General features: G+C 58.5%; 16 protein-coding genes. 10 read left to right on the forward strand and 6 right to left on the reverse strand.

Going from position 1 to position 15,914, the window contains the following annotated elements:
• Window positions 1-15: 15 nt before the first annotated feature.
• Genes AM410_RS21120 through AM410_RS21140 form a run of 5 tightly spaced genes read left to right on the forward strand, consistent with a single transcriptional unit; the run spans window position 16 to window position 5,659 of the window.
• The gene (locus tag AM410_RS21120; RefSeq protein ID WP_073396615.1) at window positions 16-2,001 is read left to right on the forward strand and encodes a TonB-dependent hemoglobin/transferrin/lactoferrin family receptor; all 1,986 of its coding nucleotides are present in this window, start codon (window positions 16-18) and stop codon (window positions 1,999-2,001) included.
• A gap of 47 nt (window positions 2,002-2,048) precedes the next feature.
• On the forward strand, window positions 2,049-3,077 hold the full coding sequence (locus tag AM410_RS21125; protein WP_044867859.1) for a hemin-degrading factor: 1,029 nt from the start codon (window positions 2,049-2,051) through the stop codon (window positions 3,075-3,077).
• A complete protein-coding gene (locus AM410_RS21130) occupies window positions 3,074-3,895 on the forward strand; it encodes a heme/hemin ABC transporter substrate-binding protein (protein ID WP_047366447.1) in 822 nt (273 codons plus the stop codon). Before AM410_RS21125 ends, AM410_RS21130 begins: the two co-directional genes overlap by 4 nt.
• Window positions 3,895-4,887, forward strand: a complete 993-nt coding sequence (locus tag AM410_RS21135) for a FecCD family ABC transporter permease (RefSeq protein ID WP_047366446.1) — start codon at window positions 3,895-3,897, stop codon at window positions 4,885-4,887. The genes AM410_RS21130 and AM410_RS21135 overlap by 1 nt, the downstream gene beginning before the upstream one ends.
• Complete coding sequence (locus AM410_RS21140) at window positions 4,880-5,659, forward strand: heme ABC transporter ATP-binding protein (RefSeq protein ID WP_047366445.1); 780 nt, start codon at window positions 4,880-4,882, stop codon at window positions 5,657-5,659. Before AM410_RS21135 ends, AM410_RS21140 begins: the two co-directional genes overlap by 8 nt.
• Here AM410_RS21140 and AM410_RS21145 read toward each other — a convergent pair.
• Entirely contained in the window at window positions 5,626-6,549 is a 924-nt protein-coding gene (locus AM410_RS21145) for a LysR family transcriptional regulator (RefSeq protein WP_047366444.1), read from the reverse strand. The two genes, AM410_RS21140 and AM410_RS21145, sit on opposite strands and share 34 nt — an antisense overlap.
• 140 nt (window positions 6,550-6,689) lie before the next feature.
• Here AM410_RS21145 and AM410_RS21150 point away from each other — a divergent pair, with 140 nt between their 5' ends.
• The 5 genes from AM410_RS21150 to AM410_RS21170 are packed head-to-tail and all read left to right on the forward strand — an operon-like array spanning window position 6,690 to window position 11,476.
• A complete protein-coding gene (locus AM410_RS21150; RefSeq protein ID WP_032677981.1) occupies window positions 6,690-7,397 on the forward strand; it encodes a CoA transferase subunit A in 708 nt (235 codons plus the stop codon).
• 2 nt (window positions 7,398-7,399) lie between these two features.
• The gene (locus AM410_RS21155) at window positions 7,400-8,056 is read left to right on the forward strand and encodes a 3-oxoacid CoA-transferase subunit B (protein ID WP_108648424.1); all 657 of its coding nucleotides are present in this window, start codon (window positions 7,400-7,402) and stop codon (window positions 8,054-8,056) included.
• A 9-nt stretch (window positions 8,057-8,065) separates the two neighbouring features.
• The gene (locus AM410_RS21160) at window positions 8,066-9,247 is read left to right on the forward strand and encodes an acetyl-CoA C-acetyltransferase (RefSeq protein ID WP_047366443.1); all 1,182 of its coding nucleotides are present in this window, start codon (window positions 8,066-8,068) and stop codon (window positions 9,245-9,247) included.
• 53 nt (window positions 9,248-9,300) lie between these two features.
• Window positions 9,301-10,695, forward strand: a complete 1,395-nt coding sequence (locus AM410_RS21165; RefSeq protein WP_217498541.1) for a GntP family permease — start codon at window positions 9,301-9,303, stop codon at window positions 10,693-10,695.
• 10 nt (window positions 10,696-10,705) lie between these two features.
• Window positions 10,706-11,476 carry a 3-hydroxybutyrate dehydrogenase gene (locus AM410_RS21170; protein ID WP_032681201.1) on the forward strand — a complete coding sequence of 257 codons (771 nt, stop codon included), beginning with the start codon at window positions 10,706-10,708 and terminating at the stop codon, window positions 11,474-11,476.
• Between the two features lie 59 nt (window positions 11,477-11,535).
• Here the strand turns inward: AM410_RS21170 and selO are convergent, their stop codons facing one another.
• The 5 genes from selO to AM410_RS21195 all read right to left on the reverse strand — a co-directional run bounded on the left by selO (window position 11,536) and on the right by AM410_RS21195 (window position 15,893).
• On the reverse strand, window positions 11,536-12,978 hold the full coding sequence (selO, locus tag AM410_RS21175; RefSeq protein ID WP_047366441.1) for a protein adenylyltransferase SelO: 1,443 nt from the start codon (window positions 12,976-12,978) through the stop codon (window positions 11,536-11,538).
• Between the two features lie 64 nt (window positions 12,979-13,042).
• Window positions 13,043-13,753, reverse strand: coding sequence for an EAL domain-containing protein (locus AM410_RS21180; protein ID WP_020884402.1), 711 nt, complete (start codon window positions 13,751-13,753; stop codon window positions 13,043-13,045).
• Window positions 13,754-14,047: 294 nt separating this feature from the next.
• On the reverse strand, window positions 14,048-14,512 hold the full coding sequence (locus AM410_RS21185) for an NlpC/P60 family protein (protein ID WP_020884403.1): 465 nt from the start codon (window positions 14,510-14,512) through the stop codon (window positions 14,048-14,050).
• A 74-nt stretch (window positions 14,513-14,586) separates the two neighbouring features.
• On the reverse strand, window positions 14,587-15,342 hold the full coding sequence (btuD, locus tag AM410_RS21190; protein ID WP_047366440.1) for a vitamin B12 ABC transporter ATP-binding protein BtuD: 756 nt from the start codon (window positions 15,340-15,342) through the stop codon (window positions 14,587-14,589).
• The gene (locus AM410_RS21195) at window positions 15,342-15,893 is read right to left on the reverse strand and encodes a glutathione peroxidase (protein ID WP_014169696.1); all 552 of its coding nucleotides are present in this window, start codon (window positions 15,891-15,893) and stop codon (window positions 15,342-15,344) included. Before AM410_RS21195 ends, btuD begins: the two co-directional genes overlap by 1 nt.
• Between the last annotated feature and the right edge of the window lie 21 nt (window positions 15,894-15,914).

A 15,914-nucleotide genomic window follows, 5' to 3' on the forward strand; every position in this document is an offset into this window, starting at 1 on the left:
TTATGGAGAGTTGCTATGCCACACCTGCATTCCGCATTTTTGCGCCCGTCCTGCCTTGCGCTATCCGTTGTCAGCGCCCTGCCGGGCGTCGCGTTTGCGGCCACAGATGATATGACCGTTATCGCCACCGGCAACGCCCGCAGCGCCTTCGAAGCCCCGATGATGGTCAGCGTGATTGACACCGCGGCCCCGGAAAATCAGACCGCCAGCTCGGCCGCCGACCTGCTGCGCTACGTCCCAGGCCTGATGCTTGACGGCACCGGGCGCACCAACGGTCAGGACGTCAACCTGCGCGGTTACGACCGCCGCGGCGTGCTGGTGCTGGTGGATGGCGTGCGCCAGGGGACCGACACTGGCCACCTGAACAGCACGTTCCTCGACCCGGCTCTGATTAAACGTATCGAAGTGGTTCGCGGCCCGTCAGCCTTACTGTACGGCAGCGGCGCGCTGGGGGGCGTGATCGCGTATGACACCGCCGATGCAAATGACCTGCTGGAACCGGGCAAAAACAGCGGCTACCGCGTGTTTGGTACGGGCGCGACGGGCGATCACAGTCTGGGCATGGGGGCCAGCGCTTACGGGCGTACCGAAACCCTGGACGGACTGGTTGCCTGGTCGAGCCGCGATCGCGGCGATCTGCGCCAGAGCGACGGTGGAACAGCACCGAATGACGAATCCATCAACAACATGCTGGCAAAAGGCCGCTGGGCCATCGATCCGGCCCAGACGCTGAGCGGATCCCTGCGCTATTACAATAACGCGGCGCAGGAGCCCAAAAACCCGCAAACCCCCGCCGCGGACGCCAGCAGCAATCCCATGACCGATCGCTCCACCATTCAGCGAGACGCTCAGTTGGGCTATCACCTGGCTCCCCAGGGCAACGACTGGCTGAATGCCGATGCGAAACTCTACTGGTCTGAAGCGCGCATTAACGCCCAGAACATTGACGGCACCGGCGAGTTTCGCAAGCAGACCACCAAAGGTGGCAAAGTGGAAAACCGCACCCGTCTGTTCAGCGACACGTTTGCCTCACATCTTCTGACCTATGGCGGCGAATACTACCGTCAGGAGCAACATCCGGGGGGCACCACCACCGGCTTCCCGGAGGCTAAAATCGATTTCAGCTCCGGCTGGCTGCAGGACGAGATCACCCTGCGCGACCTGCCGGTCACGCTACTCGGCGGTACCCGTTACGATAATTACCGCGGGAGCAGCGAAGGATACGACGATGTGAACGCGGACAGATGGTCCTCCCGTGCCGGACTGTCCGTCAGCCCGACCGACTGGCTGATGCTGTTCGGCTCTTACGCACAGGCCTTCCGTGCGCCGACCATGGGTGAAATGTATAACGACGCCAAACACTTCTCCATCGGCCGCTTTTACACTAACTACTGGGTACCGAACCCGAACCTGCGTCCGGAAACCAATGAAACGCAGGAGTTTGGCTTCGGACTGCGCTTTGACGACGTCATGCTTGCTAACGATGCGCTGGAATTCAAGGCCAGCTACTTCGACACCAAAGCCAAAGACTACATCTCCACCAGCGTCGATTTTGCGGCTGCGACCACCATGTCCATGAACGTTCCCCACGCCAAAATCTGGGGCTGGGACGTGCTGGCGAAATACACGGCCGACCTGTTCAACCTCGACGTCGCCTATAACCGCACCCGGGGAAAAGATACCGATACGGGCGAGTATATCTCCAGCATCAACCCGGATACCGTCACCAGCAAGCTGGATATCCCGGTGGCGCAAAGCGGTTTTTCCGTCGGCTGGATCGGCACCTTCGTCGATCGCTCAACCCATATCAGCAGTAGTTACAGCGAACAGCCTGGCTATGCGGTTAACGATTTCTACGTAAGCTATAAAGGCCAGGAGCAGCTCAAAGGGGTAACCACGACGCTGGTGCTGGGTAACGCGTTCGACAAGGCGTACTGGTCTCCTCAGGGCATTCCTCAGGACGGACGCAACGGTAAGATTTTTGTGAGTTACCAGTGGTAATCCCCACGCCCCGGCCTGCCGGGGCCCTTATTCGAAAGGAAGAGACAATGAATCACTACACACGCTGGCTTGCGCTGAAAGAAGAAAATCCGGGTCAATACGCACGTGACATCGCAGGCTTAATGAACATCAGCGAAGCAGAGCTGACCTTCGCCCGCGTGGGCCACGACGCCTGGCGCCTGCACGGCGACATCCGCGAAATCATCGGCGCGCTGGAAGCCGTGGGCGAGACCAAATGCATCTGTCGTAACGACTATGCAGTTCACGAGCAGGTGGGCGCGTTTACGCATCAACACCTTGGCGGCCACGCCGGGCTGGTACTGAATCCGCGGGCGCTGGATCTGCGTCTGTTTCTCAACCAGTGGGCGAGCGCGTTCCACATCAGTGAAACCACCGCCCGCGGTGAGCGTCAGAGCATTCAGTTCTTCGACCTTCAGGGCGATGCCCTGCTGAAAGTTTACACGACCGATAACACCGATATTTCTGCCTGGGGCGACCTGCTTACGCGCTTTATCTTTGCCGATAATCCGCCACTGGCGCTGAAGCATGCCGATGTCCCTGCCCATAACGAAAAGGCTGATGCCGCCCTCGTTGACCAGGAGTGGCGCGCCATGACCGACGTGCATCAGTTCTTCGGCCTGCTGAAGCGCCACAATCTGAGCCGCCAGCAGGCGTTTCGGCTGGTGGGTGACGATCTGGCCTGCAGGGTAGACAACACCGCTCTGGCACAGCTGCTGGAAACGGTCCGCCTGGAGGGGAATGAGATGATGATCTTCGTCGGCAACCGCGGCTGCGTGCAGATCTTTACCGGCGTGGTGGAAAACGTCGTCCCGATGAAAGGCTGGCTCAACATCTTCAACCCAACCTTTACCCTGCATCTGCGGGATACGTCCATCGCCGAAACATGGGTGACGCGTAAACCCACCGCTGACGGGCACGTCACCAGCCTGGAGCTCTTCGCCGCCGACGGGACGCAAATCGCTCAACTGTACGGTCAACGCAGCGAAGGTGAACCAGAGCAGCGTCAGTGGCGCAGCCAGGTCGACGCCCTGACCCGAAAAGGGCTGGCCGCATGAAAAAATGGCTCGCCCTGCTCTGCGCCCTGCCGCTGGTGACGTTCGCGGCCACACCGCAGAAAATTGTCGCCCTGGGGGGTGACGTGACTGAGATTGTTTATGCCCTTGGCGCGGGATCGTCACTGGTTGCCCGCGACAGCACCAGCCAGTGGCCGCAGGCGGCGAACGCCCTGCCCGACGTCGGCTATTTGCGCCAGCTTAACGCGGAGGGGATCTTATCCATGCGCCCGACGCTGGTGCTGGCCAGTGCTCAGGCGCAGCCCTCTCTGGCGTTAAAACAGGTCGAGGAAAGTCACGTCAGTGTCGTCACCGTTCCCGGCAGTCATGACCTGAGCGTGATTGACGACAAGGTGCGAGTCATTGCCGAAGCGACGCATCGCGAAGCACAGGGTGACGCACTGCGCGCCAGGCTGCGCCAGGCGCTGGCAGCCCTGCCCATCTCGCCACTCGACAAACGGGTACTGTTTATCCTCAACCACGGCGGGATGACCTCGATGGCTGCCGGACAACAGACCGCCGCGGATGCAGCCATTCGCGCAGCGGGTTTGCAAAACGCGATGCAGGGCTTTACCCGTTATCAGCCGCTGTCCCAGGAAGGCGTGATTGCCAGCCAGCCTGACCTTGTCGTGATTTCACAGGATGGCGTAAAGGCATTGGGTGGCGAAGCGAATGTGTGGACACTTCCCGGCCTCGCGCAAACGCCGGCGGGACGGAACAGGCAGGTGCTGGCCATCGACGATATGGCGCTGCTGGGCTTTAGCGTGCGCACGCCGCAGGCCATACAGCAATTGCGCACCCGGGCGGAGCAACTGCCCTGATGTCCCGACGGATCGCGTTGTCGCTGTGGATGCTGGCCGCCATCCTGACGATCATGACGCTGGCGGCCTCCGGGGCTGGCGCACTGCATCTGCCGGTCAGTCTGCTGTGGCGCGGCAGTGATGAAACCCTGCGTCAGATCTGGCTGACCATTCGTCTCCCCCGGGTCCTGCTGGCGCTGGTCACCGGCGGCTCGCTGGCGCTGGCAGGCTGCGTAATGCAGGGGCTTTTTCGTAATCCGCTGGCGGATCCGGGGCTGCTTGGGATCAGCAGCGGCGCGGCGCTGGCCGTGGCGCTGTGGGTGGTTATTCCCCTCTCGCTCCCCGCGCTGATGATGCTTTACGCTCCCATGATCGCGGCATTTGGGGGTGCGCTGGCGGCCACTTTCGTCATTTTCGTCCTAAGCCAGCAGCGTAACAGCACACTTTCACGGCTGTTACTGGTGGGCATTGCCCTCAATGCCCTGTGCGGTGCGGCAGTCGGCGTACTGTCATGGCTCAGCAATGATGCCCAGCTTCGCCAGCTCTCCCTCTGGGGCATGGGCAGCCTGGGTCAGGCACAGTGGTCTACGCTGCTGGCCGTCACCTCGCTGATGGTGCCAGGCGTTCTGATGATCTGGCGTCTTGCCTGCGCGCTCAATTTACTGCAGCTGGGTGAAGAAGAAGCGCACTACCTTGGCGTGGCGGTAGCAAAGGTACAGCGGATCCTGTTGCTGTGCAGCGCCTTACTGGTTGCCGCCGCGGTTGCCGTCAGCGGGGTGATTGGTTTTGTCGGTCTGGTGGTGCCGCACCTGATACGGATGTGGCTGGGCGCCGATCACCGGGCCGTGATCCCCGGCTCCGTACTGGCCGGGGCGTCGCTGCTGCTGGTTGCCGATACGGTGGCGCGCACGCTGGTCGCACCGGCTGAAATGCCGGTCGGTTTACTGACCAGTCTCTTCGGCGCGCCGTGGTTCCTGTGGCTCATTTTTCGTCGTGGAGGCGCACATGGCTGAACGTTACTGCGCGGAACGTCTTGTTTATCAGGTCGGGCAACGGACAATTATCAACAACGTGTCGCTGGCGTTATCTCCGGGGGAAATGGTGGCGTTGATTGGGCCTAACGGTGCCGGAAAATCGACGTTACTGCGCCTGCTCACGGGCTATCTCACGCCTTCTGGCGGGCAATGCAGCCTGGCGGGTACGCCACTTGAGGCGTGGCACCCGCAAAAGCTCTCACGCCGCCGGGCAGTGATGCGCCAGAATACGCAGCTCGGTTTCGACTGGCCGGTCGACGCGGTGGTGGGTATGGGCCGCGCGCCCTGGACGCGCTACCCGGAAGCCCCGGTTGTCGAAGCCGTAATGGCGATAACGGGCTGCCTGCCCCTCGCAGACCGATATTTTTCGGCCCTCTCCGGTGGCGAGCAACAACGGATCCAGCTCGCCCGCGCCCTGGCGCAGCTCTGGCATGACGGCGGGCCGCGCGGCTGGCTGTTTCTCGATGAACCCACTTCCGCGCTGGATCTTTACCACCAGCAGCATCTGCTGCGGCTGTTGAAATCCCTGACCCGTCAGGGCGATTTTCACGTGTGCGTGGTGCTGCACGACCTCAATCTGGCAGCGCTGTGGGCGGACCGGATCCTGTTGCTGCATAACGGCACGCTGGTTTCTCAGGGCACGCCGGAAACGGTTTTACAGGCCGACGCGCTGGCCCGGTGGTATGGCGCGCAGGTATACGTTGGCCCACATCCGGTTCACGCCTCGCCGCAGGTGTTTCTCGCCCCCTGACCGGGCTGATAAAAATCTTTCAGCGTCTCGAGCAGGGCATGCGCCGCTTTTGAAAGCTGCGTGTGCCCGGGGTGGATCACGCCGATGCATTTTTCAATTGGCGGGTTATCGAGTGGAATACAGACCGCGCCTAACGAGGTCATCTGCGCCTCACACAGTGCCGGGACCGCACTGCCGCCCAGGCCGCTGGCGACCATTCTGCCCACCGTCACCAACTGATGGCTCTCCAGCGCCACATCCAGTTTACGACCGCTGCGGGCCAGTTCCTCTTCCATCATCAGACGAACGGCCGAAGGGCGCTGCAGGGTAATGAAATCCAGCGTCAGTAGCGCTTCCCATGAAAGGCATTTTTTGGCTGCCAGAGCGGATGATTTCGGCACAATGGCGACAAATCGATCGAGACCCAGCGGCGTAAAAAGCAGGTTATGAGTCGGCGCCGGTTCAAACGCGATCCCCATCTCGACCCGCCCTTCACGCACCATTTCAATTACCTGCTCGTTGATAACATCATGGACGGTGACGTTGATCCCGGCGTGGCGATCGCGAAATGCCTTGAGCACCTCCGGCAGGACATTCGCCGCAAATGACGGCATCGCCGCGACTGAGATTTTGCCGCGCTGCAGCGTAAAGCACTGATGCATGGCCTCTTCGGCGTTATCCCAGTCCGCCAGCAGCTGGCGCGCCATCGGTAAAAAGGTCTCCCCCTCCTGCGTCAGCGCCACCTTGCGGGTGCTGCGCTGCAACAGCGGTCCCCCCAGCGCCTCCTCCAGACCCTTGATCGTCAGGCTAAGCGCCGGCTGGGAAAGATTCAGCCGTTCACTGGCATGCGCGAAATTCAGAGTGTGAGCTACCGCTAAAAACGCGCGTAACTGTTTGACACTCATTCTCATTTTTCACCTTGTTAACTAATTGAAAAAATTTAGTTAACAGGAAATTAATAAAAAAACCAAATGAGTGGGTCACAAATTCAAAATTAACAAATGAGTCGCCGCCCCTAATGATACCGGCACGGATAACGGGAGGGATGATTATGGCGGGACTGGATAAGCGCGTCGGCAGCTATGCGCAGGCGCTGGACGGGCTGACGGACGGAATGACATTGCTGGCAGGCGGCTTCGGCCTGTGCGGCATTCCTGAGAACCTGATTGCCGAAGTCAGACGCCGTCAGGTGCAGGGGCTGACGGTGGTTTCAAACAACTGCGGCGTCGATGGTTTTGGTCTCGGGATACTCCTTGAGACGCGCCAGGTACGAAAAGTGGTGGCGTCGTACGTGGGCGAAAACGCGCTGTTCGAGCAACAGGTGTTGAGCGGCGAGCTGGAAGTGGAACTCACCCCACAGGGAACCCTGGCAGAAAAGGTTCGCGCTGGCGGAGCGGGTATTCCGGCGTTTTACACGGCCACCGGCTATGGCACCCCCGTGGCTGCTGGCAAGGAAGTTCGCCAGTTTGCCGGCAAGCATTATGTCCTCGAAGAGGCCATCACCGGCGATTTTGCGCTGATCAAGGGCTGGAAAGCGGACTGGTACGGCAACGTTATCTATCGCCATACCGCGCAAAACTTTAACCCGCTGATGGCCACCGCGGGCCGGATAACGGTGGTGGAAGTGGAAGAGATCGTCGCCCCGGGCGAACTGCCCCCGTCGGCCATTCATACCCCGGGGATCTACGTCGACAGGCTGATTGTCGGCCAGTTCGAGAAACGCATTGAACAGCGCACGCTGCGCGCAGAGGGAGTCTGAAGATGTTAACCCGTGAACAGATGGCCATGCGCGTCGCCCGAGAACTGCGCGACGGTTACTACGTCAACCTGGGGATAGGGATCCCGACCCTTGTGGCGAACTATATTCCGGCGGGAATGGACGTGATGCTCCAGTCTGAAAACGGCCTGCTGGGGATGGGAGCCTTTCCGGATGAGCAGAGCCTTGACGCCGACATGATCAACGCCGGTAAGCAGACCGTCACCGCGAGGATCGGTGCCGCCATTTTCGACTCGGCCCAGTCGTTCGCCATGATCCGGGGCGGTCATGTTGACCTGACCGTACTCGGGGCGTTCGAAGTGGATGTCGAAGGCAACATCGCCTCGTGGATGATCCCGGGCAAGATGGTGAAAGGGATGGGAGGCGCGATGGATCTGGTCGCCGGGGCGCAGAACATCATTGTGGTGATGACCCATGCCGCAAAAAACGGCGAGTCAAAACTGCTGCCGCGCTGCACGCTGCCGTTGACCGGCGCTGGCTGTCTCCGTCGGGTGTTAACCGACCTTGCGTTGCTGGAGATTGAAGACGGCGCGTTCATTCTGCGGGAATACGCCCCCGGCGTCAGTATTGACGACATCGTCAGTAAAACAGCCGGGAAAATCATCGTGGCGGACGACGTGCGCGAGATGCGCTTCAACTGAGGAGTGAACATGAATGAGGTCATGATTGTCGGGGCCACGCGAACCCCTGTAGGCAGTTTTCGCGGATCGCTCTCCTCCCTTTCCGCGGTTGAACTGGGTGCCGTAGCGGTTCGTCGCCTGCTTGAGAACAGCCAACTGTGCGCAGATCAGGTAGACGAACTGATTTTCGGTCAGGTGCTGACGGCAGGGTGCGGACAAAACCCCGCCCGTCAGACCGCTCTCACGGCCGGATTGCCCGTCAGTACGCCCGCGACAACCGTCAATCTGGTGTGCGGTGCTGGTTTAAAAGCGGTGCAGCTCGCCGCGCAGGCTATCCGCTGCGGCGATGCCGACGTGGTTATCGCTGGCGGCCAGGAGAGCATGAGCAATGCCCCTTACCTGCTGGACGGTGCGCGGTCAGGGTTGCGTTTTGGTCATACAGGGTTGCAGGACAGCATGATAACGGACGGCCTGTGGGACGCATTTAACGATTATCACATGGGCATCACCGCGGAAAACGTTGCCCGCCAGTATGGCATCTCCCGCGAGCAGCAGGACGCTTTTGCCGCCCGGTCGCAGCAAAAAGCGGCGTCGGCCATTGAGCACGGTCTGTTTAACGCGGAGATGGCTCCGGTCACGGTGAGCGAGGGTAAAAAGCCGCCGCGCCTGGTTAGCAGTGATGAACAACCCCGGCCGGGAACCACCGCTGAGCAACTCGCTCAGTTGCGCCCTGCCTTTCGTCGTGAAGATGGAACGGTCACGGCGGGTAATGCCTCAACCCTGAACGATGGTGCCGCTGCGGTGCTGTTGATGAGCGGTGAAAAAGCGCGGGAAAGCGGGTTACCGATCCTGGGACGGATCGTGAGTTATGCCGTGACCGGCATTGATCCATCGGTGATGGGCATCGGGCCGGTCAGCGCCTGCCAGACGGCTCTGGCCCGGGCAGGCTGGGCGCTGGATGAGGTGGACGTCATTGAAGCGAATGAAGCCTTTGCCGCACAGGCGCTGGCCGTTGGCAAACTGCTCGGCTGGGATGAACGTAAGGTGAACGTAAACGGTGGTGCGATTGCGCTTGGCCACCCCATCGGCGCCTCTGGCTGTCGGATCCTCGTCACGCTGCTGCATGAGATGCAACGCCGCGACGCGAAAAAAGGGCTCGTCACCCTGTGTGTGGGAGGGGGGCAAGGCATTGCATTAACCCTTGCGCGCTAACCGCGCCCGGACATCTCGTTGGTACCCGAATATAACAATGATAGTGAGGAGTCATAATGAGTGTGTTGATTGCCCTGGCGGCGCTGGCATTGCTGATGCTTGCGGCCTATCGCGGATACAGCGTTATTCTGTTTGCCCCCATCGCGGCGCTGGGTGCCGTGCTGCTGACCGATCCGGGGGCCGTCGGCCCGACGTTTACCGGTCTGTTTATGGAAAAGATGGTCGGCTTCGTCAAGCTCTACTTCCCGGTGTTCCTGCTGGGTGCCGTGTTTGGCAAGCTGATTGAGCTTTCCGGTTTCTCACGCGCTATCGTCGCTGCAGCGATCCAGATCCTCGGGCGCCGCCATGCGATTCCGGTCATTGTGCTGGTGTGTGCATTGTTAACGTACGGCGGCGTTTCGCTCTTCGTGGTGGCCTTTGCCGTCTATCCTTTTGCGGCCGAACTGTTCCGCCAGAGCGGCATCCCCAAACGTCTTATCCCGGCGACCGTGGCTCTGGGTGCGTTCTCGTTTACCATGGATGCCCTGCCCGGCACGCCGCAGATCCAGAACATTATCCCCACCAGCTTCTTTGGCACTAACGCCTGGGCCGCCCCGTGGCTTGGGCTGATTGGCTCGCTGTTTATCCTCTGTTTTGGCCTGCTCTGGCTGGAGCGTCAGCGGCGAAAGGCGCTCAACAACAATGAGGGTTACGGTTCCGATCTGAAAAATGAACCTGAAACGCCGGACAACATTAATCTGCCCCATCCGCTGATCGCCATTTCCCCTCTGCTGCTGGTCGGGATCCTCAACCTGCTGTTTACCCGCTGGATCCCCGGCTGGTACGGGACGCACCATGAACTTACCCTGCCCGGGCTGGCGAAGCCGATTGTCACCGAGGTCAGCAAAATCACCGCCATCTGGGCCGTGGAAGCGGCGCTGATCGCGGGTATTGTCATGGTACTGCTTTTTGGATTTCGCAATATCCGGGGACGGCTGGCAGAAGGCAGCCGGACGGCGGTCAGCGGCGCCATTCTGGCGGCAATGAATACCGCATCTGAATATGGTTTCGGGGCGGTGATCGCTGCGCTGCCCGGTTTTCTGGTCTTATCCAAAGCGCTCGCCGCTATCCCGAACCCGTTGCTCAACGAAGCCATCAGCGTGACCGTGCTTGCCGGGATCACCGGTTCGGCGTCGGGCGGGATGAGCATCGCCCTTGCGGCCATGGCCGATACGTTTGTCGCGGCCGCCCACGCAGCCAATATCCCTCTGGAGGTTCTCCACCGCGTGGCCTCGATGGCCAGCGGCGGCATGGATACGCTTCCCCATAACGGGGCCGTGATTACGTTGCTTGCCATTACGGGTCTGAGCCATCGTCAGGCGTATGGCGGCATTTTCGCTATCACCCTCATCAAAAGTCTGGCGGTGCTTTTTGTCATTGCCGTGTTCTATCTCACCGGCATTGTGTAAGGAGAATAAAATGAATCTGAACGGTAAAACCGCACTGGTGACCGGCTCGACCAGCGGTATTGGACTTGGGATCGCTGGCGTGCTGGCGAAGGCCGGCGCGCAGTTGATTCTTAACGGTTTCGGCGACAGTGAATCGGCAAGAGACGAAATCGCGAAACGGGGTAAAACGCCGGGCTATCACGATGCGGACCTGCGTGACGTCCAGCAGATTGAAGCCATGATGCACTACGCCGAAACCCGGTATGGCGGAGTCGATATTCTGATCAACAACGCCGGTATACAGCACGTCGCACCTGTTGATGCGTTCCCGGTGGAGAAATGGAACGACATTATCGCCATCAACCTCTCTTCCGTCTTTCACACCAGCCGGCTGGCGCTGCCTGCGATGCAGGCGAAAAACTGGGGGCGCATCATTAATATCGCCTCCGTGCATGGGTTGGTCGCGTCGAAAGAGAAATCCGCCTATGTTGCCGCCAAGCATGGCGTGGTGGGCTTTACCAAATCCCTGGCGCTGGAGACCGCCCGCACCGGTATTACCGCCAATGCCATCTGCCCGGGCTGGGTGCTGACCCCGCTGGTGCAGCAGCAAATCGACAGACGTATTGCCGATGGCGTCGCACCGGATGTCGCTCGTGAGCAACTGCTGGCAGAGAAACAGCCCGCCGGTGAGTTTGTTACGCCGGAACAGCTAGGCGAACTGGCGTTGTTTTTGTGCAGTGACAGCGCCGTACAGGTCCGCGGCGCCGCCTGGAATATGGATGGCGGATGGGTCGCACAGTGACCGCGGTATCGGCATAAAAAAACCTGGCACCGCAAGGTGTCAGGTTTTGTCCGCCCGGACTAGCTCGAACAGCTCACTTCCAGGCGTTTTCCCCAGTCCGGCGGACGGCTGACATAGTCGTCATCACGGTCAGCAAACGGCGTACGCAGAGCCACATGCAGGCGATGTAATTCGTCATACTCCCCCTGCTCTGCCTGTTCAATGGCCCGCTGCGCCAGCCAGTTGCGCAAAACCATCGCCGGGTTCGCCGCGTTCATTTGCGCCTGCCGGGTTGCGTCGTCGACTTGCTCTTGCTGCAACCGCGCACGGTAAAGCGCAAACCAGTCGTCAAAGCCCTGCCTGTCAATGAACTCGTCGCGCAGCGGTGAGGCACAACTGTGTTGCTCAGTCTGGCTCAGCATCCGGAAGGTGCGGGTGTAATCGCTGCCTTCACGTTCCATGAGGGCAAACAGAGCGTTCAGGATGTCGTTATCGCCCCTCTCCTGCGTCACCAGCCCCAGCTTGTTGCGCATCAGCACGCCGTATTCGCGCAGTAAAATGTCCTGGTAGCTGTCGAGCGCATCATTCAGGGCATCAACGTCGATAAACGGCGACAGAGTTTGCGCAAGGCGCTGCAGGTTCCACAGGCCAACAGCCGGCTGATTGTCGAAACTGTAACGTCCCTGATAGTCAGAATGGTTGCAGATGTACCCCGGCTGATAGTCATCAAGGAAGCCAAACGGACCGTAATCAAAGGTCAACCCGAGAAGCGACATGTTGTCCGTGTTCATCACCCCATGGGCAAACCCGACCGTCTGCCAGCGGGCAATCATAGTTGCGGTACGGGCTACCACATCGCGGAACCAGAGAATGTATTTATCGGCCTCGTCCTGGAAATGAGACCAGTGATGACGAAGGGCATAATCCGCAAGCTGGCGGACTTTTTCCGGCTCACGACGATAATAAAAGTGTTCAAAGTGGCCAAAACGCAGATGGCTTTGCGCAACGCGCATGAGCATCGCCCCTTTTTCCATCGTTTCACGTGCCACCGGGGTGTCACTGGTTACAATCGACAGTGCGCGGGTGGTGGGGATCCCCAGCGCATGCATCGCTTCGGATGCCAGACATTCGCGAATAGTCGAACGCAATACCGCGCGCCCGTCGCCCATTCGCGAGTAAGGGGTCAGGCCGGCACCCTTCAGGTGCCAGTCCACCGTCTCCCCGTTGGGCAGCCGTTGTTCGCCCAGCAGGATCCCCCGGCCATCGCCCAGTTGTCCTGCCCAGACGCCAAACTGATGTCCGCTATAGACCTGAGCCAGAGGCTGCATACCGGCAAGCAGCGTTTCGCCTCCCCAGACGCCAGCGCCGTCGGCGGGCTGAAACATCTCAGGTGGAACAGCCAGCTCATCTGCCAGCCGATCGTTATGCCAGATAAGACGGGAATTTTGTAACGGTGTGGGTTTGAGTGCGGTATAAAAACCCGGCAACTCGTCATGCCAGTGAGCAGTAAAAGACAGGGTCATAGGTCCTCCTGCTTTTAGTGTAGAGGGTTTACCCGGACTTAAACACGGGCGAAAGAGAGGGTTATCACTGAACGAGCGTGGTGACGTGCTCTGCAGAGACGGCTGGCCAGAGCGCCCCCTGCATTGCGCCAAAGTTAAAGGACAAGACGCGCTGCAATAAACCGTGGTCATCAATGCCGCCGACGAGCACGGACTGACAGTGAGGCGTTATTTGCCAGAGGATTGCGCGCATAAAAGGCTCAAAAGAGAGTTCAGAAGCACGCTGCTGGATAAATCCCTTGTCGAGAATGACCCGTTTAAACAATCCATCATAAACGGCTTTCAACGACGCTGCGCCTGCGCCAAAGTTTGCCAGCACCAGCGGAAAATGGATTGCCATTCTCGCCAGTTGCAGATCGTCCTTCCCGTTATTTAAACCTGGATAATTCTCATTAACAGTAAACTCAAGAAACGGATAACGCTCAAGTATTGAAACAGCGTTCCCATTACTTAATAAAAATTCAACAATTACAGGTGTAATATTGATCCATGCAATTAACTGATGCTGAATAAAAAACAGTTTACAGGTATCAAGCAATTGCAATTTCTCGTTAAACAACGCTAACTCTTCTTCAGCCGAAAGCCGCGGGATAACGAGTTCGGTGGGGATCCGAACGTGGGTACCGACGCCAGTAAAGTTAACCAGAACCTCTAAACCTTTAAGCTCGCCGGCGCTATTACGGGCAGGCAGAAGCATCAGTTCAGACTGGTAAGCATTATCTAGCGTAATAATCATTGCACTCGCCCCGCATTAAAGATGAGAGAGGACATCCTGGAGCAATTGCCGACACAATTCCACTGTCTTGATTTTAATAAGATTAATTTCATTAGTTCCGTATTATTTTTCAGATTTATCCCTGAATCTAAAATAATCTTATCCTGGTTACTCAGTAATAGCCAGTTTTAGATAAAACAGACACCTGAGGAGATAAGTCATTTTTCGTAAATTTAACTTTAAACCTCTTATTTGAGAAAAAATGGCATGATTTATTAGTTATCATGCCATCATAAGAGACTGCTCTTTGACAGACTAAATACGTCGTGCCTGCCAGAAGTTTTTACGCCAGTAAACATTATCGAGCGACGAGCGCATCACCCCACGACTGGTCGAGGCGTGAATAAACTGATTATCGGTATCATAAATACCGACGTGAAGCCCACTGTCACCCGAGCCGGTTTTGAAAAAAACCAGGTCGCCGGGCAGCAAATCATCTTTATCGATTTCCGTGCCAATTTCCGCCTGTTTGCGCGTTTCGCGCGGAAGCTGTAAATCAAACTTATCGCGAAACGTCATCAGAACAAAGCCAGAACAATCTACGCCCCCACGGCTCATGCCGCCATAACGATAGGGCGTGCCGCGCCAGTTGCTCAGCTGATCGTTAAGGCTGGCAATGACGGTAATAGAATCTGAAAGCCGCGGGTTAGGCGGCGGCGCACGATGGCTACTGCATCCCGCAAGAAATAACGCGGCCATCAGGAGAAACCAGAATCGCATTTTCAGACGAATCCTCTGCTTTTTTTGTTCTTTTCGTAATTTAGCGTGCAACGGCGTTAACAGGCAAGAAACGGTTACGCCTGCGCGGTAGAAATCAGCATCTTATGCCCTTCTATATCCAGCCTGCGGAAAGACATATTGTACGCGCGGGCAAGATTTGGCGGCGTCAATACCGCATCGCGCGTGCCGCTGGCAATCATCTTTCCTCGCGCCAACAGCCACACCCGGTGGGCGTGACGCAGCGTATGGTTCAGGTCATGACTGCTCATGACCACGCCGATCCCTTTTCTGCTCAGGGAGCTTAACAGGGTGTCCAGCGCGGCCTGCTGTGCCACATCCAGACCGCTCATCGGTTCATCCAGAAGCAGCAGTCTGCCATGTGGATTGCCGGCCGGGTGAATCTGCAAAATGACGGCCGCCAGACGCACGCGCTGCCACTCGCCCCCCGAAAGCTGGCTGGCATGCCGGGACAGTTTATCTTCTAGTCCTAATCCCGCCGCCACCTCAGTGAGCAGCGACGTATGCTGTTTATCGTGCAGATGCAGCATCAGGTAGTGCCAGACGGGCATCACAAAGGGCGGGACCTGCTGCTGCACCAGATAGCTGCGCCTGTGCGCCAGCGAGACTGGCGACCAGTCAGCAAGGTTATGCTCCAGCAGGGTTATCTCCCCCGCGCCGGCGGTCAGCCCCGCCATGCGCGCCAGTAAGGTGCTCTTTCCTGCGCCGTTCGGCCCGACAAGATGCAGGATTTCGCCTGCATTGATGGCACCGGTTATCGGCTCGAGACGCCCCGTATCGGCGACGTCCGTGAGCTGCATCAGCAACGTCATTATTTCGCCAGCGCCAGCTTGATAGACTCCATCACAATCGGATCTTCAGGCGTCATGTCCGGTGAAAAACGCTGCACCACCTGTCCGTCACGACCAATAAGGAATTTTTCAAAATTCCACAGGATATCGTCCGGATAGAGCGGCGCGCGTCCTTTACTGGCCATGCGCTCATAAAAACCGCTGCCTTCCGGCGCAACGGCGGTCGGCGCGGCCGCCACCAGCTTCGCATACAGGGGATGGCGATGTTCACCGTTAACATCGATTTTGCTGAACATCGGGAACGTCACACCGTAGGTGGTGCTGCAAAACGTTTTGATTTCGTCTTCGCTGCCCGGCTCCTGGCCCAGGAACTGGTTGCACGGGAAGCCCAGCACGGTGAAACCGTCTTTCTCCCAGGCTTTTTGAATGTTTTCCAGCTGTTCGTACTGCGGCGTCAGGCCACATTTGGAGGCCACGTTCACGATGAGCAGCACGTTGCCTTTATAGCTTTCCAGCGTGGTTTTCTCACCCTCAATGGTGGTCACTTCGGTATTCAAAATATCAGACTGCATAGCATTCCCTCAGGTTATCTT

This window comes from Enterobacter cloacae complex sp. FDA-CDC-AR_0164 (genome assembly GCF_003071645.1).
GTDB lineage: Bacteria > Pseudomonadota > Gammaproteobacteria > Enterobacterales > Enterobacteriaceae > Enterobacter > Enterobacter ludwigii.